General features: G+C 66.4%; 24 protein-coding genes. 12 read left to right on the top strand and 12 right to left on the bottom strand.

Annotation, left to right across the window (positions count from 1 at the left end; genetic code table 11):
• Window positions 1–89 precede the first annotated feature (89 nt).
• A complete protein-coding gene (gene glyA, locus ACFK0J_RS34205; RefSeq protein WP_378733835.1) occupies window positions 90–1,385 on the top strand; it encodes a serine hydroxymethyltransferase in 1,296 nt (431 codons plus the stop codon).
• Window positions 1,386–1,793: 408 nt separating this feature from the next.
• Entirely contained in the window at window positions 1,794–2,069 is a 276-nt protein-coding gene (locus tag ACFK0J_RS34200; protein ID WP_378733834.1) for a hypothetical protein, read from the top strand.
• A 141-nt stretch (window positions 2,070–2,210) separates the two neighbouring features.
• Here the strand turns inward: ACFK0J_RS34200 and ACFK0J_RS34195 are convergent, their stop codons facing one another.
• From ACFK0J_RS34195 to ACFK0J_RS34175, 5 genes are all read right to left on the bottom strand, one after another.
• Window positions 2,211–2,954, bottom strand: coding sequence for an ESX secretion-associated protein EspG (locus ACFK0J_RS34195; RefSeq protein WP_378733833.1), 744 nt, complete (start codon window positions 2,952–2,954; stop codon window positions 2,211–2,213).
• Window positions 2,951–4,162 (bottom strand): hypothetical protein, encoded by a 1,212-nt coding sequence (locus ACFK0J_RS34190; protein WP_378733832.1) that lies wholly within the window; start codon window positions 4,160–4,162, stop codon window positions 2,951–2,953. Before ACFK0J_RS34190 ends, ACFK0J_RS34195 begins: the two co-directional genes overlap by 4 nt.
• Before the next feature lie 22 nt (window positions 4,163–4,184).
• Entirely contained in the window at window positions 4,185–4,772 is a 588-nt protein-coding gene (locus ACFK0J_RS34185; RefSeq protein WP_378733831.1) for a DUF3558 domain-containing protein, read from the bottom strand.
• Window positions 4,769–5,158: a hypothetical protein gene (locus ACFK0J_RS34180; RefSeq protein ID WP_378733830.1), complete on the bottom strand. Its 390-nt coding sequence runs from the start codon at window positions 5,156–5,158 to the stop codon at window positions 4,769–4,771. The genes ACFK0J_RS34185 and ACFK0J_RS34180 overlap by 4 nt, the downstream gene beginning before the upstream one ends.
• A 170-nt stretch (window positions 5,159–5,328) precedes the next feature.
• Window positions 5,329–6,525, bottom strand: a complete 1,197-nt coding sequence (locus ACFK0J_RS34175; protein ID WP_378733829.1) for an FAD-dependent monooxygenase — start codon at window positions 6,523–6,525, stop codon at window positions 5,329–5,331.
• Between the two features lie 112 nt (window positions 6,526–6,637).
• Between ACFK0J_RS34175 and ACFK0J_RS34170 the strand changes: the two genes are divergently transcribed.
• Together ACFK0J_RS34170 and ACFK0J_RS34165 are read left to right on the top strand one after the other, a co-directional pair.
• On the top strand, window positions 6,638–7,381 hold the full coding sequence (locus ACFK0J_RS34170; protein WP_378733828.1) for a TetR/AcrR family transcriptional regulator: 744 nt from the start codon (window positions 6,638–6,640) through the stop codon (window positions 7,379–7,381).
• A gap of 50 nt (window positions 7,382–7,431) precedes the next feature.
• Complete coding sequence (locus tag ACFK0J_RS34165; protein ID WP_378733827.1) at window positions 7,432–7,875, top strand: limonene-1,2-epoxide hydrolase family protein; 444 nt, start codon at window positions 7,432–7,434, stop codon at window positions 7,873–7,875.
• A 53-nt stretch (window positions 7,876–7,928) separates the two neighbouring features.
• On the opposite strand, the gene ACFK0J_RS34160 is transcribed toward ACFK0J_RS34165, so the two are convergent.
• The gene (locus ACFK0J_RS34160) at window positions 7,929–8,639 is read right to left on the bottom strand and encodes a helix-turn-helix domain-containing protein (protein ID WP_378733826.1); all 711 of its coding nucleotides are present in this window, start codon (window positions 8,637–8,639) and stop codon (window positions 7,929–7,931) included.
• A gap of 244 nt (window positions 8,640–8,883) precedes the next feature.
• On the opposite strand from ACFK0J_RS34160, the gene ACFK0J_RS34155 reads away from it, so the two are divergent.
• A complete protein-coding gene (locus tag ACFK0J_RS34155) occupies window positions 8,884–10,065 on the top strand; it encodes a cytochrome P450 (protein WP_378733825.1) in 1,182 nt (393 codons plus the stop codon).
• Between the two features lie 12 nt (window positions 10,066–10,077).
• Window positions 10,078–10,284, top strand: coding sequence for a ferredoxin (locus ACFK0J_RS34150; protein ID WP_378733824.1), 207 nt, complete (start codon window positions 10,078–10,080; stop codon window positions 10,282–10,284).
• Between the two features lie 46 nt (window positions 10,285–10,330).
• Here the strand turns inward: ACFK0J_RS34150 and ACFK0J_RS34145 are convergent, their stop codons facing one another.
• Window positions 10,331–10,603 (bottom strand): hypothetical protein, encoded by a 273-nt coding sequence (locus tag ACFK0J_RS34145; RefSeq protein ID WP_218471476.1) that lies wholly within the window; start codon window positions 10,601–10,603, stop codon window positions 10,331–10,333.
• 360 nt (window positions 10,604–10,963) lie between these two features.
• Here ACFK0J_RS34145 and ACFK0J_RS34140 point away from each other — a divergent pair, with 360 nt between their 5' ends.
• From ACFK0J_RS34140 to ACFK0J_RS34125, 4 genes are all read left to right on the top strand, one after another.
• Entirely contained in the window at window positions 10,964–12,349 is a 1,386-nt protein-coding gene (locus ACFK0J_RS34140) for a PhoH family protein (protein WP_378733823.1), read from the top strand.
• Window positions 12,350–12,518: 169 nt separating this feature from the next.
• Window positions 12,519–13,073, top strand: a complete 555-nt coding sequence (locus ACFK0J_RS34135; protein WP_378733822.1) for an LGFP repeat-containing protein — start codon at window positions 12,519–12,521, stop codon at window positions 13,071–13,073.
• A 102-nt stretch (window positions 13,074–13,175) separates the two neighbouring features.
• The gene (locus tag ACFK0J_RS34130) at window positions 13,176–14,033 is read left to right on the top strand and encodes an acyl-ACP desaturase (protein WP_246634172.1); all 858 of its coding nucleotides are present in this window, start codon (window positions 13,176–13,178) and stop codon (window positions 14,031–14,033) included.
• Between the two features lie 66 nt (window positions 14,034–14,099).
• On the top strand, window positions 14,100–14,261 hold the full coding sequence (locus ACFK0J_RS34125; RefSeq protein ID WP_378733821.1) for a hypothetical protein: 162 nt from the start codon (window positions 14,100–14,102) through the stop codon (window positions 14,259–14,261).
• A gap of 107 nt (window positions 14,262–14,368) precedes the next feature.
• On the opposite strand, the gene ACFK0J_RS34120 is transcribed toward ACFK0J_RS34125, so the two are convergent.
• Complete coding sequence (locus ACFK0J_RS34120) at window positions 14,369–15,772, bottom strand: class II fumarate hydratase (RefSeq protein ID WP_378733820.1); 1,404 nt, start codon at window positions 15,770–15,772, stop codon at window positions 14,369–14,371.
• A 273-nt stretch (window positions 15,773–16,045) separates the two neighbouring features.
• The gene (gene glpX / locus ACFK0J_RS34115) at window positions 16,046–17,089 is read right to left on the bottom strand and encodes a class II fructose-bisphosphatase (protein ID WP_218471472.1); all 1,044 of its coding nucleotides are present in this window, start codon (window positions 17,087–17,089) and stop codon (window positions 16,046–16,048) included.
• A 203-nt stretch (window positions 17,090–17,292) separates the two neighbouring features.
• Here glpX and ACFK0J_RS34110 point away from each other — a divergent pair, with 203 nt between their 5' ends.
• Both ACFK0J_RS34110 and ACFK0J_RS34105 read left to right on the top strand, forming a co-directional pair.
• Window positions 17,293–17,859: a DUF4245 domain-containing protein gene (locus ACFK0J_RS34110; RefSeq protein ID WP_378733819.1), complete on the top strand. Its 567-nt coding sequence runs from the start codon at window positions 17,293–17,295 to the stop codon at window positions 17,857–17,859.
• A gap of 101 nt (window positions 17,860–17,960) precedes the next feature.
• Window positions 17,961–18,182 carry a hypothetical protein gene (locus ACFK0J_RS34105; protein WP_378733818.1) on the top strand — a complete coding sequence of 74 codons (222 nt, stop codon included), beginning with the start codon at window positions 17,961–17,963 and terminating at the stop codon, window positions 18,180–18,182.
• 194 nt (window positions 18,183–18,376) lie between these two features.
• Here ACFK0J_RS34105 and ACFK0J_RS34100 read toward each other — a convergent pair whose 3' ends face one another.
• The 3 genes from ACFK0J_RS34100 to ACFK0J_RS34090 are packed head-to-tail and all read right to left on the bottom strand — an operon-like array spanning window position 18,377 to window position 19,303.
• A complete protein-coding gene (locus ACFK0J_RS34100) occupies window positions 18,377–18,676 on the bottom strand; it encodes a type II toxin-antitoxin system Phd/YefM family antitoxin (RefSeq protein WP_378733817.1) in 300 nt (99 codons plus the stop codon).
• Between the two features lie 37 nt (window positions 18,677–18,713).
• Window positions 18,714–19,058 (bottom strand): VOC family protein, encoded by a 345-nt coding sequence (locus ACFK0J_RS34095; RefSeq protein ID WP_378733816.1) that lies wholly within the window; start codon window positions 19,056–19,058, stop codon window positions 18,714–18,716.
• Window positions 19,055–19,303, bottom strand: a complete 249-nt coding sequence (locus tag ACFK0J_RS34090; protein ID WP_378733815.1) for an exodeoxyribonuclease VII small subunit — start codon at window positions 19,301–19,303, stop codon at window positions 19,055–19,057. Before ACFK0J_RS34090 ends, ACFK0J_RS34095 begins: the two co-directional genes overlap by 4 nt.

The raw sequence follows: 19,303 nt of genomic DNA, 5'->3' as shown, positions 1-19,303 counted from the left end.
CGGAGTGGCGTGAACCGGGCGTCGGCAAGATAGTGACATGGGACGAACCCCATGCCGAAGTGTGCACCCTCGGCCCATAGACTGAGGCGGTGACGCAGACGACGGCCTCGGTCAATACTCAGTCTCTCGGTGAGCTCGACCCGGAGCTCGCCGCCGCGATGGCAGGTGAACTCGCCCGCGAGCGCGACACCCTCGAGATGATCGCCTCGGAGAATTTCGTGCCGCGCGCGGTGCTGCAAGCACAGGGCAGCGTGCTCACCAACAAGTACGCCGAGGGCTACCCCGGTCGGCGCTACTACGGTGGATGCGAGCACGTCGACGTCGTCGAGACCCTCGCCCGCGACCGCGCCAAGGAACTCTTCGGCGCCGAATTCGCCAACGTGCAGCCGCATTCCGGCGCGCAGGCGAACGCCGCGGTGCTGATGGCGCTGATGAACCCCGGCGACAAGCTGCTCGGCCTCGACCTCGCGCACGGCGGTCACCTGACCCACGGCATGCGGCTGAACTTCTCCGGCAAGCTGTACGAGACGCACTTCTACGGTGTGAGCAAAGAAGACCACCGCATCGACATGGACGAGGTGCGCAGCATCGCGCTGGACGCTCGTCCGAAGGTGATCGTGGCGGGCTGGTCGGCCTACCCGCGGCAGCAGGACTTCGCCGCGTTCCGCTCGATCGCCGATGAGGTCGGCGCTTACCTGTGGGTGGACATGGCGCACTTCGCCGGTCTGGTCGCGGCCGGTCTGCACCCCTCGCCGGTGCCGCACGCCGACGTGGTCTCTTCCACTGTGCACAAGACCCTCGGCGGTCCGCGCTCCGGCCTGATCCTGGCCAAGCAGGAATTCGCCAAGAAGCTCAACAGTGCGGTGTTCCCCGGCCAGCAGGGCGGCCCGCTCATGCACGCCATCGCCGCCAAGGCCGTCGCCTTCAAGATCGCGGCCGGCGGTGAGTTCAAGGACCGCCAGGAGCGCACCCTGTCCGGCGCCAAGATCCTGGCCGAGCGGCTCACCGCGGCCGACGTCAAGGACAAGGGCGTCAGCGTGCTCACCGGCGGCACCGACGTGCACCTGGTGCTCGTCGACCTGCGCAACTCCGAGCTCGACGGCCAGCAGGGCGAAGACCTGCTGCACGAAATCGGAATCACGGTGAACCGCAACGCCGTTCCGTTCGACCCGCGCCCCCCGATGGTCACCTCCGGCCTGCGCATCGGCACCGCCGCCCTGGCCACCCGCGGCTTCGGCGACACCGAATTCACCGAGGTCGCCGACATCATCGCCACCGCCCTCGCAGGCACTTCCGACGTGGAAACCCTCCGCGGCCGAGTCACCAAGCTCGCCCAGAGCGTCCCCCTCTACGACGGCCTGGAGGACTGGCGCCTCCTGGGCTGACCCCCAGGTCCTCACCAATCCGTCGGCGGGCTCGCACATCACCGGATGCGCGAGCCCGAGCCGTATACAGTCGTAGTCGCCGAGCTGATTCCACGGCCTCCCGCAGCCGATCTCACAAAGCCTCCACACGGCTTACAGCGTGTATAGCCCCTGTGAACCGTGTGGACACTCTGTGGGGACTGCGCCGCCCTGTGTGATGTTCAGGCGGGCGGCACGGTTGGCATCCGCCTCGGTCGTGGCGGCCTCGAATGGCGGGCACGCCCGCAGCGGTCGGCGGTCTGTGCTTCCAGCGCGCCGACGACACCTGCGGGCTCGCGCGAACCGCGCCAGGGCCCTGGAGGTACAGGAGGTCTGCGGCCTGTGTGATGCCTAGGTAGCGGCGCGGGATGGTGTCTGAGTTGCTCGGCGGTGCTCGCCGAGGACTGGCATCTCCTCGGCTGCCCAGGTCTTCGCGAATCCATCGGTGTCGACGTCTACCCGGCGAGCATCGGCCACGACGCCTGCGCCCCGGAGGGTGTCCGCTGGTCCGAAGGCCTTTTCCCCAACTCGCCCGCACAACCGTTGCACGCCAACACTGTTGGTCATCACAACGAGGCTCTTATTCTGACCGATGCGATCCGCCGGAACCCTGATCGAAAACTTTTGGTTCACCGACTGACGGCGCGCTACCAGCTCCCCAGCTGAGGGTGGACCTAGTACAGGCGGCGTCCATGGTTCAGCCCCGTGGGCGGCAACCAGTGGGGCAAGCTTCTCCTCGTCGATGGCGATGGCGACCGCGACGGTTCATGTCGGCCACTTATCCAGCGGTGCGGAGGCCAACACGTCTCATGCGGAATCCATCCTGGCCCTGGCACGGATGATCGCTTCATCGAGGTAGCGGCCGATGTCGGCGCTGGTGCCGGGGCGGATCATCAACGCACGGTTGGCCGGGACCTCGTAGTAGCGACCGTCGGGAGTGTCGATCCAGCGGAGACGGCCGGTGCGTAGCGGTTCGGCATTGCGTGGGCCGAGCAGGACGGTGGCGGTGCCGCGGGTGACGCAGGATTGCCGCCAGAAGCGGCGGTAGCGTTCCTTGACCTCGCTGGATGGGGCGGTGCCGAACGGGTCGGGACGTTCATCGTTGAGATCGTCGAGCAGGAAGCTCTTTTCGCCCGCGGTGCCCGCCGCGGTCTCCGGCAGCAGTCGCACCAATTCGGTCGCGAGTTGGTCGACGCGGCAGCGGTGCAGCTGGACTCGCCCGCCGTCGGGCGCCGGTGCCTGTTGCGCGACGACACCGGCCCCCTTGCGCGTTCCGCAGCCGACGGCTCGTATCTCGATACCGTCGCGGGTGTTGTCGTAGCCGAACAGCTCTATGCGCCAATCGGGTTGGGCGAGCACGGTAATGGTGCGGGACAGCGGGATACGTTCCTCGCGGGCCAACTCGTCTCGGAACTGCTGCTGGTAGGCCTGATATTCCCGCAGACCAGGGATGCGGCTGGTGAAGCGGAACGGAAAGGGCAATCGATCCAGTCCGGTCCCGTACCAGGCCGCCGCGAACTGCTCGGCCGACAGCGACCACTGCGCTGTCATTTCTCGCCGATCACCGGCGGCACCGTGCGTTCGACCTCGCCGAGCAGTTCCTTGGCATGCTCTTCGGTGCGCAGGTATCCGGGGGTCTTGTGTTCGTCGTCGTCCTCGCCCCTGCCTCGGATTCCGGGTGCGAACATGCCGGGGTACCCGGCCATGCCCGGTGCGCCTGGTCGGCCAGGGGTCGCGGCGGGCGGTGCGCTTGCCGCACCGGGCGTGGTGGCGGGAGGTGCGGGGCGGGAGGTACCGGGCTGTGCTTCGCTGCGCGGGCTGCCCGAGGTGCTCGGGCCGGGGCTCGGTGTCCCAGACCTGCTCGGGGAACCGTTGCTCGCGGCGGAGGTGACGGTCGCCGGTGCCGAGGTCGGTAGCGCCGTGGTGACCGGGCTGCCCGCGATGGTCGGGGTGGCGGTCGTCGGCGGCTGCGGAGTGGTCGCAGCAGTAGTGGTCGAGGCCGGGGTAGTCGAGGCGCCATTGTACTGCTCCTGCGAAACAGATTGCGGAGCAGTCCCTTCCGCCGAGCCTTCCGCTTCGGGCGTGCCGGTTTCCGCCGCGTCGCCGGTTTCCGCGGCCTCGTCGGCGTCGGCCGACTTGTCGGCCACTGCCTGTGTACTGGAATTCCCGGTGCCGGAACCGTTGTTGTCGGCACTCTTCCCCGGAACGGCGCCCGTGCCGGGATCCGTACTGCTGTCCCCGCCGGGCGATGGCACGGTGATCGGGTTGATCGGTGGTGGCAGCGTCGGAATGGCGGGGGCGGTGGTGCCGTATGGCTGGATGTACTGGCTGGTCATCTCGTCGCGGGCCTGCTCTTCGCTGGTGTTGCGCAGTTCGGGCCCGCGCGGGTTGGTCGAGGTGTCCACTACGTCGGGCACCGCCAGCTTGAACTTCGCCGCCGCGCTCGCCGCCTGCGACAGCGGCGTGCTCTGCGCGTTCAGCGTTTCGCCGAACTCACCGACCCGCGTCGCGTAATCCCGGATGCCGCGCACGGCATTATCGGCCGCCGCACCCTCCCAATGCTGTTCGATCGCGGTCTTGATGGCGGTCTCGAACTGTTGACCCGCGGTCGTCACCGCCGTCGCGATCTTCGACCAGGCGTCGAACGCGCTGTCCAGCCCGTCCGGGTTCATCTCGTCGGCCGCCTGCTTGATCTCGGCGTGCGTAAAGCTCTGCGCGTTCTCGGGATTGGTGATCGCGCGGCCGTCGGTCTGTCTCATGATCGCTCCCCCGTGGGGTTGTTCAGCTGCCGGTGGGCAGCAATGGTGCGACTGCTTGGGCGATTTCGGTGGCGTTGTCGCAGGGCGACAGTTTGCGGGGATGTTTGCCGGTCGGGTCGTCGACGAGAACGTAGAGCGAACCGCCGTTCATCTCGACATTTACTGTGCATCCGCCAGGTACGTCGGGCCTGGCCTCATAGCGCAGCGCCTTGCGGTCACCGACCGAGATGTTCACGGCCGCAGGGAACTTCTCACGCACTTGGTCGAGGGTGCCGTTGGTGGTTTCGATGGTGAACCCGTATCCGGCTTTGGCCACATAGCGGCAGCCCTTCCAGCTGATGCCGCCGGTGCTGTTCTGCTTCGGTGTGGGCGGCAACGCGTCCCATTGGTGCTCGGCGAGGAATTGGGGTTTCAGGGCGGTGCACGGGTCGAAGGCGGTTTGCGGATCGGAACCCGCTGCCTTGGTGACGGACGGCGCGGTGGACGTTGTCGTTGTCGGTGTGCCCGATGTCTTTGCCTCGCCGCCGCATCCCGCCAGCAGGATAGGTAGGAGCGCCGCGGCGGCCAATCCGATTAGGGGTGGGCGACTTTCGCGCTCGAGGAGACTCATGTCCTGATCTCCAGCAACTTTGCGGCGAATTCGGCATCGGTGCGTTGATAGGTCTCGCAGATGGCCTTGAACATTGCCCGGATCTCCTCGGCGACCGCGATGTAGTCGCTCAAGGTGTCGTAGGCGTTGTTCGGTCCACCGAATGCCTTCTCCCGGAACAACTGTACGAGTTCGACGGCCGACGATAGGCGTGGGTTGTTTTCACCGAGGCCCCAGGAGGTCTTCTCGCCGAGTTCGCGCGCGTCGGCTCGGACGCCGGTCAGCTGATTGACCAGCTCCTCGCACGCCCTATCGATATCGACAAACCCCTGCGGATCCATCCGCACCGTCAACGCCCCGGTCTTCGCATCCTCGATGTACCCGGGAAACGGGCTGTCCACCGCCATCACCGTCCCCTTTCGTCAGTGCCTCTGACCCTATAGACGCGCCCCGCCCCGCTCCGGTTCCATCGAAACACAGCCGATTCTCCGGTGCCAGCACATCGACCTCGACCCGTCCGTACCGGTCGGCACGAAACCTGGCTACGGAAGACGAAACTCGCCCGGCGCCAACGGTTTCAGTTGATCTTGGCGGGGCCGACCAAGCCTGGGTAATCCCGCAGGTCGATGTCGTTGGTGACCTTGTCCATGTACTTCATCATCAGCGAGAACATCCGCGATTCGAAGAACCGGTTGCGCACAGTGATGCCGAGTGCGGTCTTCGGCGCGAGAAACTTTCCCGCGTTCTGATTGCCCGCGATCTTGGCGTAGCCCCGCATGATCTCGTTGTAGCGGGCGAAGGCCACCGCGTAATCCCCCTCGGCGACGGCAAGTTCGCCTGCGATGACGTACGCGCCGACCACGGCGAGCCCGCTACCGAAGCCGCCCAACGTGTTTCCGTAGGCCGCGTCGCCGACCAGCGCGACCCGCCCCTTGGTGTACTGCCCGTTCAGTCGGACCTGACTGAGCGAGTCGAGGTAGAGGTCGTCGAAGTCGGCCAGCTCCGTGAGCATCCGCGGCACCTCCCACCGCATCTCGGCATAGACCTCCTCGATGATGCGTCGTTGGGCGGCGGTGTCGTCGCGGGAGTAGTCGAGCTCGGGGGAGGCGAACAGGTAGAACTGGGCGGCCTTCGGGCCGCCGCTGAGCGCGAGTTTGCCAGGAGTGTTGTGGGCGTAGGCGGTCGCGCGCTCGCGCGGTCCGGTCGACTTCGCCAACCACGGGCTGGCACCCGCGATGCAGTAATAATGTCCCAGGTACTTGACGAAATCCTGTTCCGGTCCGAATGCCAGCCTGCGTACTCGGGAGTGGATGCCGTCGGCGCCGAAGACGAGGTCGAAAGTGCGTGCCGGGCCGTGCTCGAATTCGACGTGCACCCCGTCGGCGAGTTCGGTGAGCGCGCTGATCGAATCGCCGAACCGGTATTCGCAATGCTCCGCGGTGCGCTGGTACATGATCTCGGCCAGGTCGCCGCGCAGGATCTCCACGTCGCCGCCGGTGAAATCGCCGGACATGGTCGCGAGCCGCTTGCCGTGCTCGTCGACGAAGACGGTGTCGGTGGTGCCGGTCCGTCGCTGCTCGATGTCGTCGCGGATGCCCATGCGTTCCAGCACGGTCAGCTGCGTGCGGCCCTTGAAGTCGATGGCCTGGCCGCCGGGACGCAATCGGGGAGCCCGCTCGACCACGGTGACGTCGAACCCGTAGTGGTGCAGCCAGTAGGCGAGGGCAGGGCCCGCGACGCTAGCGCCGGAAACGAGGACGGACTGGTTACGCATGAAGACTCCTGAACCCTAGATCTGCGTCCACCGGATTCTGTTTCCGATGGACACAAATCAGCGTATGGTAGACACAGTTTCAGGTCAACCTGCTCTCCGGAAGGATCTGGTCATGCCCGCACCGACCACCGTCCAACTGCTGTGGGGCACCCAGCAGCGGCCCAAACGAGGGCCGAAGCCCGCCCTCTCGCTGGCGGGGATCGTGGCCGAGGCGATCGCCCTCGCCGATGCCGAAGGGTTGGCGAACCTGTCCATGCAGCGGTTGGCCGACCGGCTCGGTTTCACCAAGATGTCGCTGTACCGGTATGTGCCGGGCAAGGAGCAGCTCACCGCCCTGATGCTCGACGCTGCGATGGGAATGCCGCCGGAAATGACTGCGGTGCAAGCTGATCCGGACGTGGAAAGCTGGCGTGCCGGACTTCGCCTATGGGCCGAGACGCTGTACGAGCGTTACACGGCGCATCCGTGGGCTATCGAACTGAGTGCCGGTGCTCGCCCCTTCGGGCCCAATGAAATGGCCTGGATGGAGAGCGCGCTGGTAGCGCTCACCGCCACCGGTCTCACCGGGTCGGAACGGCTCGACACGATCGTGTTGCTCAACGGCCACATCCGTAGTCTGACGCAGCAGATCCAGTCCCTCGGGGATGATCCGACGGTGCAGTTCACCGCCCAGATCACCGAAATGATGGCCGCGGCGGGCGATCGCTACCCCGCCGTCCGCGCCGCCTTCGCCGAGGAGGCCGCCGCAACAGGCACTTCGGCTGATTCGGGTGGCCCGAATGATGCCCTGAACTTCGGTATCGAGCGAGTTCTCGATGGTCTTGCCGTCCTCATTGCCCGCCGAGCGAACAGTTGAACCGTCGCACGGGACTGCCGTTCGGCCCGCGTACGGCCTATCGTCGGAACATGACTCAGGACCTCGAACTGCAGCAAGACGCGATCACCACGGTGCGGGAGTTCTTGTCCGCACTCGAGCTCGGCGCCGTTTCGGAGGCATTGGAACTACTGCACCCGGATATCGTCTGGAAGAACACCTCACTGCCCGATGTGGGCGGCGGCTTGGCGCGCAAGATACTGCTCAACCTCAATCGGGACGCGTTCGGTTTCGCGGTGCAGATGCACCACATTGCCGCCAACGGCGACATCGTGCTCACCGACCGCACCGATATCCTGCGCTTCGGCCCGGTGCGGATCGCCTTTTGGGTGACCGGCACCTTCGAACTGCGCGACGGCCGAATCATCCTGTGGCACGACCACTTCAGCTGGGAGAACTTCCTGCGCGGCACCGTCGTCGGACTGTGGCGTGCCGCGCTCTCCCGCGGCGCAACCGCGCCGGCGCTGCGGAGCTGAGCGGCACTGCGGAGCTGAACGCGCCGCGGAGCTGAACGCGCCGCGGCGGCAGCTCAAGCTCGGGTTCGCTGCTGGGCGAGCACTTTTCGCCAGCGCTGCGCCGATTCGAGCATGTCCCGGCCGACGAATTCGAGAAACTCGCTGGTGTGCTGCGCGCGTGCCCCCACCGGTGTCGTGCTGCCGAACAAATCGACACCACGTCGAGTGAGCTCGGCCAGATCGAAAATCTGTTGCGCGCTGACCAACGTCGCACGGACCCAAATGTTCTCGTCGACGAGATAGCGGTCGCGGCGACTGCGCGCATCGCGTTCGCGATGGATCAGCCCCTGCTCCTCGAGTAGCCGGACGGCCGAGGAGATGGTGGCCGGACTGACCTGGAGTCGCTGTGTCAGTTCGGCGGCGGTGTGGCTCCCGTTGTCGGTGGTGTACAGGCAGGCCAGCACGGCCGCCGCGGTCCGCGGGATTCCGGTCTTGACGCAGATCACGGTGAACTGCGTCAGGAACTCTTGAATCGCCACATCGCCTGCGGCGGGGGAGGTTTCGGCGGTCGTCGATGGCGACCTGCGTCTGCGTGCGCGTTGCTCGGTCGCCTTGTGCGCACGGCCGGGGTGATAGCGGCTCGGCCCGCCGTTACGAGTGACTTCGCGGCTGACGGTGGAGGTCGGCCGGTCGAGTTGGCGCGCGATCTCGGCGTACCCGAGACCTTCCGCGAGCCCGTCGGCGATCTGCTGGCGATCTTCCTGGGTCAACCTGCCACCCGGCATGGGTCGTGCCTCCTGAGTGCGAGCGCGTCATGGTGACGAGCGGGCTGGGCCCATATTGCACTCAGATGCATCTCATTGCAACACGCAGGATGTATCAGTGCGTTTAGCTACAGAACCAGTGCAATCCATATTTGGCTTTCACCAGCTGGCACAGTGTATTTCGAAACCGCATTCGTTGATGACGCACTGAACGCAACGTAGCGTTTGCGAATATCCAAAAGATAATCAACGAAGGAAGATCACCGTGAATCAACCACTGCCCGATGCTGTCGAACTCCCCACCACCCGCCCGCCCGGCTGCCCCTTCGACCCGCCCACCGAACTGGCCGCGCTACGTCCGCTCGTCCGCATGAATTTTCCCGACGGCCATCGCGGCTGGCTCGCCACCGGATACGCGACGGTGCGCGCGGTCTTCGCCGACCCACGCTTCAGCGTGCGCTACGAACTCGGCCACAGCCCGCTCGCCGACGTGGGCCCGATGCCGCCCGCGCCGCCCGGCGACATGCTCGGTGTCGACGCACCGGAACACACCCGCTACCGAAAGCTGTTGGCGGGCAAGTTCACCGTGCGCCGGATGGCCAAGCTCACCGAGCGGATCGAGGCGATCACCGCCGACCATCTGGACGCCATGGCGCGCACCGGCGGTCCGGTCGATCTGATCGACGCGTTCGCCTTCCCGGTGCCCGCGCTGACCGTGTGCGAGTTGCTCGGCATCCCCGCCGCCGACCGCGACACCTTCCGTCAGTACGTCGCCGTCGTGAACGACATGAACGCCACCACGGAGGAACGGACGGCGGCCTACACCGCAGGCGAGGACTACCTCCGCAAGCTGGTGGTCGCCAAGCGCGCCGAACCGACCGACGACATGCTCAGCGACCTCACCGAGACCGATCTCGACGACGACGAGCTCGCCGGCGTCGGCACCCTGTTGCTCGGCGCGGGCTTGGATACCTCGGCGAACATGATCGCGCTCGGCACCTTCGCGCTGCTGACCCATCCCGACCAACTCGCCGAACTACGTGCCCGGCCCGAACTCACCGACCAGACCATCGAGGAGCTGATGCGCTACCTGAGCATCGTGCACACCTCGTCGCGGACCGCGCTCACCGATGTCGAGCTGGACGGACAATTGATCAAGGCGGGGGAGACGGTCGCGCTGTCGGTGCAGGCGGCCAACCGCGATCCGGCCAAGTTCGACGAACCGGACATCTTCGATATCCGCCGCAACGCGGTCGGGCACGTCGGCTTCGGGCACGGCGTGCACCAGTGCCTCGGCCAGCAACTGGCCCGCGTCGAGATGCGGATCGCGTTGCCCGCCTTGGTGAACCGCTTCCCCACGCTGCGTCTCGCGGTCCCGGCGGCGGACATCCCGCTGCGGCACGAGATGGACATCTATGGCGTGCACCGGCTCCCGGTCACTTGGTAGGTGGGTGTGCCCATGAGGATCATCATCGACCGGGATCGCTGCATCGGCGCCGGGATGTGCGTACTCCTTGCCCCCGCGGTATTCGACCAGGACGCCGTCGACGGAAAGGTGCAGTTGCTCGATCCCGCGCCACCGCCCGGTGCGCAGGCGATCACCCTGGAGGCGGAGCAGGTCTGCCCGTCCGGAGCGATCAGCGTTGCCGCGGACGGGGACTCGTAGCACCGCACCCGGCAGCGCCACCCCATGCCTCAGCTGTGCCGAGCGTTCAGCTGTGCTCGTTCAGGTATTCCAGATAGAACGGCCGCAACACCTCGGCGATGTCACCGTCACCGGCGTGCAAGTAGTCGTCGAGCAGCGGCAGCACGTACTTGATGTCCACTTCGCTCTCGCCGAGGTTGCCCGCCGCGGCCTCGGCGGCCGGGATCGAGCTGAGCAACCGCCACAGGAACTTCACGTCCCCGTGCCGCACGGCCAGCTTCACCGCGCGATCGTGCAGTTCCTTCGACGACAGCTTCTCCAGGTCCTCGTTACCGGCCATACCAGCGACTCTAACGGGCGCGGCCGGGCCCGGTCTGCCACCCGCCGGAACCCGGCGACGACAACTCCGCTGACCGGCAACGATCGGGCTTACTCGCAGGTGCGGCGTGAGGTTAACGACAAATTCACGGACACGCCTACCGGTGCGGGAGCGGGGAAGCCTGGTTCGGCGGTAGCGTCGGTGGTGCGGGCCGCGGCGGTGTGGCTCGTACGGGAGGTCCTGACCGTGACTGAGCTGATCAGTACGAGGGGGCCGGCACCCGGCCCTCGTGGCATCTGACGGCAACGTCAGGTCCATCAGGACGGACCGGTCCAGCGAGATCGTTCGTGCGGGTGCCGCGCGGACACAGAGGAGCCCACCGTGACTGCTTCACGCTCCGTTCCCGCTCCCTCGGCGCAATCCCGTTCCGCGAAAGGCGGAACCGCCGCGAAGGGGGCACACCCCTCGCAATCCCTCGCCAATACCTTCGTTATCGATACGTCGGTCCTTTTGTCCGATCCGTGGGCATTTACCCGGTTCGGTGAACACGACGTCGTGCTGCCGCTGGTGGTCATCAGCGAACTCGAAGGCAAACGGCATCACCATGAATTGGGCTGGTTCGCGCGGGAAGCCCTGCGCAACCTGGACGATCTTCGCCTGCAGTTCGGCAGGCTGGATCAGCAGGTGCCGATCGGCACCGAGGGTGGAACGCTGCAGGTGGAATTGAACCACACCGATCCCGCGGTCCTTCCGGTCGGATTCCGCACCGACACCAATGATTCCCGAATTCTGGCGTGCGCATTGAATCTGGCGGCCGAGGGCCGCCAGGTGGTGCTCGTGTCCAAGGACATTCCGCTGCGGGTCAAAGCGAGTGCGGTGGGCTTGCAAGCCGACGAATACCACGCACAGGACGTCGTCACTTCCGGCTGGTCCGGAATGGTCGAGCTCGACGTCAGCTCGGGCCAGATAGATCAGCTCTACTCGGAGTCCGTGCTCGACGTGGACGACGCCAGGGAACTGCCCTGCCACACCGGAATCCGGTTGCTGGGCAGTAGTTCCAGTGCGCTCGGCCGGGTCACCCCGGACAAGCGGGTCCAACTGGTGCGTGAGCGCGAGGCGTTCGGCCTGCACGGCCGTTCCGCCGAGCAGCGCATCGCGTTGGATCTGCTGCTGGACGAGAGCATCGGCATCGTCTCGCTCGGCGGCCGGGCGGGCACCGGCAAGTCCGCGCTCGCGTTGACCGCGGGCCTGGAGGCGGTGCTGGAGCGGCGAACCCAGCGAAAGGTGGTGGTCTTCCGTCCGCTCTACGCGGTCGGCGGCCAGGAGCTCGGCTACCTGCCCGGTAGCGAGAGCGAGAAGATGGGCCCGTGGGCACAGGCGGTCTTCGACACGCTCGACGGACTGGCCAGCCGCGAGGTGATGGAGGAGGTGCTCAGTCGCGACATGTTGGAGGTGCTGCCGCTCACCCACATTCGCGGTCGATCGTTGCACGACTCGTTCGTGATCGTCGACGAGGCACAGTCACTCGAACGGAATGTGTTGCTCACGGTGCTGAGCCGCCTCGGTACCGGGTCGCGGGTGGTGCTCACCCACGACGTGGCACAGCGCGACAATCTGCGGGTCGGCAGGCACGACGGGGTGGCCGCGGTGATCGAAAAGCTCAAGGGGCACCCGTTGTTCGCCCACATCACCTTGACCCGCAGTGAGCGCTCGCCGATCGCGGCGCTCGTGACCGAGATGCTGGAGGAGTACGGCCCGAACGCCTGAGTCGGGTGGTGTGTTTCCCCTCACAATCGACGGGTAATATCCCGGCGATAGCTGTTCGGTATGACCCGGCGTGTCCCTGGTGGATTCGCCGGGTCATTGTCGAACAGGGGCCTAGGCTGCCAGCGGCGTCGCCGAGTCGGGGACGCCCTCGGTAGCCACTTTCGAGAGGATGGAAATGCACCACTTCGCTCGACGAACGGCTGGATACACTGCCCTGCTCGCCGCCGCCGGCCTGATCGCCACCGGCTGCAGCAAGGATGACGACGACAAGAACGACAGCGCGGCCTCCTCGGCCGCGGCCATGATGACCACCACCACGGTCCCGATGGGCACCACCGAGGAGCACACCTCCGGTGCCGCGGCGGAGACCAAGATCGCGACGCAGCGCGGCGACATCACCGTCTCCGGGCACATTTTCGACAAGTACGTGCAGACCGGCGGCCCGGCGGGCCCGCTCGGCGCTCCGCTGGAAGCGCAGGAAGACGGACCCGACGACGGCAAGTACCAGGACTTCGTCGGTGGCACCATCTACAAGGCCAAGGATGGCGAGCCGCACATCGTGTGGGGCGAGATCCGCAAGGCTTGGGAAGACAACGGCGGCGCCAAGGGCAAGCTCGGCTACCCGGTCAGCGACGAGAAGGACATCGCGGGCGGTAAGGAGAGCGACTTCTCCGGTGGCACCATTACTTGGGTGGACGGCAAGACGACCGTCACGCCGAAGTAGCAGTCGGTTCGGCGTCCGGGACGGTCCCAGCTGGTCCCGGACGCCCGTCCAGTCTCATTCATTAAATCCCCGTATCGCGGGCTCAGCGGCTAGGTTGTCTAGGTGCAAACTCTCTTGACCGATCGCGAGTTGCTCGAATCCCTCGCGCTGGACGTGGAATCCATCCTGCGCCGGCACATCGACGCCGCCGACGGGTGGCAGCCGCACGACTACGTGCCGTGGGACGACGGCCGGAACTTCGCGTTTCTCCATGGTGTCGACTGGGCCCCGGATCAGTCCGAGCTCAGTGATGTCGCCAAGCTGGCGTTGACCGTCAGCGTGCTGATCGCCGACAACTTGCCCTCGTATCATCGCGAGCTCGGCAAGTATCTGCGGACCGGCGCGTGGTGGCGCTGGGTCGGCCGGTGGACCGCCGAGGAGAACCGCCACGAAATCATGATCCGCAACTTCCTCATGGTGACCAGGTCGGTGGACCCGGTCGAGTTGGAGCGGTTGCGGATGGCGCACATGACCACCGGCTTCCGCCGCCCCGGCATGCACCTGCTCGACGTGCTCGCCGCCTGCGCCTTCGAAGAGGTCGCGGCCGCGATCCGGCACCGCAACACCGCGGCGCTCGGCGAAAGCCCGATGGTCACCGCGATCGCCGAGCGCATCGCGCGCGACGACGAGCTGCAGGCGATCGTCTTCGCCGATCTGGTCGACGCGGGCCTGAACCTCGCGCCCGATCAGACAATGCGCGCCATCGCCGACCAGGTCGCGGCTTTCAAAGTGCCCTCGGTGACCCTGGCCGACGGGCGCAGCAGCGACGAGGTGCTCGCCGAAGCCGGGATCTACGACCCGGCGAAGCAGGACGAGTTGGTCTTCAAGCCGATGCTGCAGCGGTGGAACGTCTTCACTCGGACCGATCTCGGCGAAGTAGGCGAAGCGGCCCGCGCCGAACTCGCGCACCTGCGCGACTGAATTACCCCCGGTCGGCGCGTGGTTTTACCGCGCCGACCGGATTCTTTCCTTTTTCGCGTAGTTGTGATGAAACACACGCGGCATTGCCAGCGATTAGCTGAGTACATCCGCATTGCGCGGTATCAGGGAAAGGAAAGAATCATGGTCACAGCAATTGTCAACGGCCTCGTCGATCTCTTCGGTGTCGGCGCGAAGGCATTTCTCGCGGCGCTCGGCATTCTTGTCTGACGCCACTGCGCGGGTGTGTCAGCTCTGTGCGACACACCCTCCACTCGTTCGAGCGCCACGTTGGATGTGCATGAGGGTGTCCAACGTGGCGCTCGACTGGCGTCTGCCTATTCCGCGTCTTTGACTTTCGCCATCGAAAGCACATCGAGCCGACGGTCGAGTTCTTCCTCGGTCAGCTTCTCGTCGAGCAGACCGCGGTCGATAACTGTCTGACGAATTGTCTTCTTCTCCTTCAACGCTTCTTTCGCGACCGCCGCCGCCTCCTCGTAACCGATTGCCGAATTCAACGGAGTCACGATGGAGGGGGACGACTCGGCCAAGGTGCGAAGGTGGTCGACATTGGCGACCAAGCCGCGCACACACCGGTCTGCGAAGAGCCGGGAAACGTTGGCCAGCAGCCGAATCGACTCGAGCAGGTTGCGCGCCATCACCGGGATATAGACGTTGAGTTCGAAGGCGCCGTTCGCACCGCCGAACGCTACGGCGGCATCATTGCCGATCACCTGGGCGGCGACCTGGGTAACCGCCTCGGGGAGCACGGGATTGACCTTGCCTGGCATGATCGAGCTGCCGGGCTGCAGGTCGGGCAGCTGAAGTTCGGCCAGGCCGGTCAGCGGGCCCGAGCCCATCCAGCGAATATCGTTGGCGATCTTGGTGAGGCTCACCGCGACGGTGCGCACCGCGCCGGACGCCTCGACCAGACCGTCGCGCGCCGCCTGCGCCTCGAAGTGATCCTTCGCCTCACGCAGCGCGTCGATACCGGTCGAGCGGACCAGCTCCGCAACCACTTTCGCGCCGAAACCGTCGGGCGCGTTCAGGCCGGTGCCGACCGCGGTGCCGCCGATGGGGAGCTCACCGAGGCGCGGCAGTGTCGCCATGACGCGTTCGATGCTCGCGGCGATCTGCCGGGTGTAGCCGCCGAACTCCTGACCGAGGGTCACCGGCACCGCGTCCATCAGGTGGGTGCGACCCGACTTGACCACGGTCCGCCACTCGGTCGTCTTGTCCAGCAGGGCAAGTCGCAGGTGCTCGAGCGCGGGCACCAGATCGGTGATGACCGCCTCGGTGGCGGCGAGATGCACCGCGGTGGGGAAGGTGTCGTTGGACGACTGCGACATGTTCACGTCATCGTTCGGGTGCACGGTGACGCCGTTCGCCTTCGCGATCGAGGCGATCACCTCGTTGGCGTTCATGTTCGAGCTGGTGCCCGAGCCGGTCTGGAACACATCGATCGGGAACTGGTCGTCGTGCTTGCCCTCGGCGATCTCGCCGGCCGCGGCGATGATCGCGTCGGCCTTCGCGGGGTCGAGCAAGCCGAGATCCCGATTCACCTTGGCGCAAGCGGCCTTCAGCAGGCCGAGCGCGCGGATCTGCGCGCGCTCCAGGCCGCGTCCGCTGATCGGGAAGTTCTCCACGGCCCGCTGGGTCTGCGCCCGCCATAGCGCGTCCACCGGTACCCGCACCTCGCCCATCGTGTCGTGCTCGATCCGGTACTGCGTCTCCTCGGTCATGATTTCGACCATATGCCTGAGACGGCCGTGATGGGGCTGCCACGCGTGAGTGCATGCACACATCTGCCATGGAATACCGGCAGGCGACGTTGTTCCGATCGCAGCCAGATCGGTGCGATCACCAATTTCGAGCGAAGCGAGATCGAGCATTGCCGTTCGCGGCCCGGCTCGCGTGCGAGCGGCCGATGCGAAGCGACGTAGTCGCCAGCAGCGATCGCTCGAACGCGAGCCATCAGGGGGCCGCGAACACGCCGCGCGGAGGCGCGGCCGAAATTACGGCAGCGGCGGGACCGCGTGCTCGTCGCCGATGAAATCGACCGAGGAGTACTCGCGCAGCTTGGTCAGGCGGTGGTACGCGTCGATCATGCGAACCGTGCCGGACTTGGAGCGCATCACGATCGACTGGGTGGACGCGCCGCCACCGTAGTAACGCACGCCGCGCAGCAGATCGCCGTCGGTGACGCCGGTGGCGCAGAAGAAGACGTTGTCGCCCGCCACCAGATCCTCGGTGGTGAGTACGCGGTCCAGATCGTGGCCCGCGTCGATCGCCTTCTGCCGCTCCTCGTCGTCGGTGGGGGCCAGCATGCCTTGCAGTTCGCCACCCATACAGCGCATGGCGGCGGCGGCGATGATGCCCTCGGGGGTGCCGCCGATGCCGACCAGGATGTCGGTGCCGGAGTCGGGGCGGGCCGCGGCGATGGCGCCCGCGACGTCGCCGTCGGAGATCAGCCGGATGCGCGCGCCCGCGTCGCGGACCTGCTGGATCAGGTCGGCATGGCGCGGCCGGTCCAGGATGCAGACGGTCAGGTCCGACTTCGACAGGCCCTTGGCCTTGGCGACCCGCCGGATGTTCTCGCTGATCGGCACCGAGATATCGATCACGTCGGCGGCGTCCGGGCCGACCGCGATCTTGCTCATGTAGAACACCGCGGACGGGTCGAACATCGCGCCGCGCTGGGCGACCGCGAGCACCGCGATGGCGCCGGGGGAGCCCTTCGACATCAGCGTGGTGCCATCGACCGGGTCCACCGCGAAGTCGACCTCGGGGCCGGTGCCGTCACCCACCAGCTCACCGTTGAACAGCATGGGCGCCTCGTCCTTCTCGCCCTCGCCGATGACCACGACGCCACGCATGGACACCGAGTTGACCAGCTGCCGCATCGCGTCGACGGCGGCGCCGTCGCCCCCCTCCTTGTCGCCGCGACCGACCCAGCGGCCCGCGGCCATCGCACCGGCCTCGGTGACGCGGACCAGCTCTAGCGCGAGGTTGCGGTCCGGCGCCTCGCGGCGGCTCGGTGTCGGGGAAGATGCCGTCATTGCGGGGTGCCTCCTGTGCGTCGGTACAGAAATCTATGCGCCGCGCGCGGGGTCCTCCGTGGTTACGCAAGCTGCCGCCTCCGGCCCTGACCGCGCGCGTCGGTCGGTCGATTGTCTCACTCGGACTGAGACGGGCGTACACCCTGCTCTCGGGATCGGGGTGCACGGGCGACGCCCGAGCGGGCGAGTGGATACTGGGGAGCGTGTCGTACCAAAAGCCACGCATCCTGAACGACTACCGGGATCTGTTCTGGTCGCTGATCCCGTTGGTGTTGATCGCCGTGGTTTTCGCGGGGCTCGCGAGCCAATGTAGTTTCGGCGCAAAGGGTCCGACGCAGGGACAGATCCCGCACTTCGATGTGCAGGCGGCTCTGACCTCCGACGCGCGCACCCTGCCGTTCCCGATCCGGAACCCCGCGGTGCCCGCCGACTGGACCCCCAACTCCGGCAGCCGCGAATCCATCAGCGGCACCGGCGGCGGACCGGTCAGCACTGTCGGCTATATCACTGCGCAGGGCGCCTACATGCGGTTCACGCAGAGCAACGCGACCGAGGAATCGCTCGCCCGTTTCGTCCTCGGCTCCCGCTACGCCAGCGGCACCGAACAGATCGGCGACCAGAAGTGGATCGTCTACTCCGAGCCCGGCTCGGAATCCGCGTGGATCACCGATCTCGGCCAGTCGCGCGTGCTCATCACCGGCGCGGGTAAGAAGGAAGCGTTCACCACCCTGGCCCAAGCCATCACCGCAGCTCAGCCCCTCAAACCCTGACTCGGGACGGATCGACCCCGCAGGATTAGGGTCGTGCGCCCCGGCCGGATGCGCCGAATACTGCTTGCGGGCGGGGATTCCGACGAATTCGGACGGATTTGATGAAGAAGACCTGTGCCTCCCTCGCCATCGCCGCCATGCTCATGACCCCGGCCGCCATCGCAACGGCCACCCCGATCGCCCGTCCCACCCCCACAACCGTCGCCGACACCGGCTCGGCCTCGACCGGCTCGGCGGGCGAATACCTCTGCCGAGTCCTGCGCATGCTCCGCGCCGGATATGTCGACAGCTCAGGCGGCGGCCCAGCCTGCACCTTCCCCTGACCGCCGCGGTCAGCGGTGGTGCAATCCCATGGTCAGTTGGGCGCGATCCTCGCATCGCACGAACCAACTCGACCTCGATGAATGCGGACGCGACCCACGGCCGTCAGGCCGATCGGCCAGCTACCGCGCCAGTGCAGCAGATTCAGCCTCCGGAACGATGAGCTCGACCACCGCACTGGTTTCTACGCACAGCATCAGTGCCGCTCGTCGGCGCGCGATGTCAGCAAAGCCGTACTCGCACGGTTCTCGACGTCCACGGTCTCCCGATTTAGACGGCGGAGCACATCGGTAAGTAAGGCGGTACGGCCTCTGGTTGCCGGGTGCCTCGTGCCTTCGGCCAGCAACCGTGCCCGGACATCGTGCTCCGCGTCTACCGGGACGATGCGGGCGATCACTTTGCCACGTTCGGTGATCTCTACGGACTCCCCGGCTTTGACCAACGCCAAGCATCGAGCAGTGTGATGCGATAGGTCGCGAACCGAGATCGCTGTCATGACCAAAACTGTCCCACAATATGTGGCCCATACCAGGTCAGCGGTGGCTGACCACGTTGACGATGGTGCCGCTCGGGTCGCGGACGAAGAAGCGGCGGACGCCCCATTGTTCGTCGGTCAGGGGGTAGATGATGTCGGCGCCCGCTGCGGTCAGTGTGGCGTGCACGGCGTCTACGTCATCTACTTCGACGCTCATGTTCGGCTGGAGTTTCTCCGCGCCGGGGCCGATCAGTAGGACCTGGGCGGTCGGGTTGGACGGTGAGGCCATGGTGACAACCCAGCCGAGGTCCATCGCCTCTTCGAAGCCGAGCGACTTGTAGAAGTCGCGGCTGCGCTCGATGTCGGTGGTGTGGATATCCGGTGTTGCCCGGCGGATCGTCATTTGTCGTCCTCGAGGTCGGTGCGCGAGAGCGCGTCCTCAACGCGCTTTCTGGCCCCCGCCAGATGTTCCTCGCAGCGGTTGGCCAACGCCTCACCCCGCTCCCACAGCGCCAGCGACTCGTCGAGGTCGAGGCCGCCCTGCTCGAGCATCTTCACGACATTGACCAGTTCGTCGCGGGCGCGCTCGTAGCCGAAGGTGGCGATCTCGGCCAATTCGGTCTCGGCATCCTTGCCGGGCTCGGCCAA

Source organism: Nocardia brasiliensis, assembly GCF_042691675.1.
In the GTDB taxonomy this organism is placed as follows: Bacteria; Actinomycetota; Actinomycetes; order Mycobacteriales; family Mycobacteriaceae; genus Nocardia; species Nocardia brasiliensis_D.
This window is presented reverse-complemented; position numbering and strand designations above follow the sequence as displayed.

What these genes read in the sequence shown, in the direction of transcription:
- ACFK0J_RS34195 (WP_378733833.1), bottom strand. Translation starts at nt 2,954, where the DNA reads ATGACAGCGCAGTGGTCGCTGTCGGCCGAGCAGTTCGCGGCGGCCTGG.
- ACFK0J_RS34190 (WP_378733832.1), bottom strand. Translation starts at nt 4,162, where the DNA reads ATGAGACAGACCGACGGCCGCGCGATCACCAATCCCGAGAACGCGCAG.
- ACFK0J_RS34185 (WP_378733831.1), bottom strand. Translation starts at nt 4,772, where the DNA reads ATGAGTCTCCTCGAGCGCGAAAGTCGCCCACCCCTAATCGGATTGGCC.
- ACFK0J_RS34180 (WP_378733830.1), bottom strand. Translation starts at nt 5,158, where the DNA reads ATGGCGGTGGACAGCCCGTTTCCCGGGTACATCGAGGATGCGAAGACC.
- ACFK0J_RS34175 (WP_378733829.1), bottom strand. Translation starts at nt 6,525, where the DNA reads ATGCGTAACCAGTCCGTCCTCGTTTCCGGCGCTAGCGTCGCGGGCCCT.
- ACFK0J_RS34170 (WP_378733828.1), top strand. Translation starts at nt 6,638, where the DNA reads ATGCCCGCACCGACCACCGTCCAACTGCTGTGGGGCACCCAGCAGCGG.
- ACFK0J_RS34165 (WP_378733827.1), top strand. Translation starts at nt 7,432, where the DNA reads ATGACTCAGGACCTCGAACTGCAGCAAGACGCGATCACCACGGTGCGG.
- ACFK0J_RS34160 (WP_378733826.1), bottom strand. Translation starts at nt 8,639, where the DNA reads ATGCCGGGTGGCAGGTTGACCCAGGAAGATCGCCAGCAGATCGCCGAC.
- ACFK0J_RS34150 (WP_378733824.1), top strand. Translation starts at nt 10,078, where the DNA reads ATGAGGATCATCATCGACCGGGATCGCTGCATCGGCGCCGGGATGTGC.
- ACFK0J_RS34145 (WP_218471476.1), bottom strand. Translation starts at nt 10,603, where the DNA reads ATGGCCGGTAACGAGGACCTGGAGAAGCTGTCGTCGAAGGAACTGCAC.
- ACFK0J_RS34135 (WP_378733822.1), top strand. Translation starts at nt 12,519, where the DNA reads ATGGAAATGCACCACTTCGCTCGACGAACGGCTGGATACACTGCCCTG.
- ACFK0J_RS34125 (WP_378733821.1), top strand. Translation starts at nt 14,100, where the DNA reads ATGAAACACACGCGGCATTGCCAGCGATTAGCTGAGTACATCCGCATT.
- ACFK0J_RS34120 (WP_378733820.1), bottom strand. Translation starts at nt 15,772, where the DNA reads ATGACCGAGGAGACGCAGTACCGGATCGAGCACGACACGATGGGCGAG.
- glpX (WP_218471472.1), bottom strand. Translation starts at nt 17,089, where the DNA reads ATGACGGCATCTTCCCCGACACCGAGCCGCCGCGAGGCGCCGGACCGC.
- ACFK0J_RS34105 (WP_378733818.1), top strand. Translation starts at nt 17,961, where the DNA reads ATGAAGAAGACCTGTGCCTCCCTCGCCATCGCCGCCATGCTCATGACC.
- ACFK0J_RS34100 (WP_378733817.1), bottom strand. Translation starts at nt 18,676, where the DNA reads ATGACAGCGATCTCGGTTCGCGACCTATCGCATCACACTGCTCGATGC.
- ACFK0J_RS34095 (WP_378733816.1), bottom strand. Translation starts at nt 19,058, where the DNA reads ATGACGATCCGCCGGGCAACACCGGATATCCACACCACCGACATCGAG.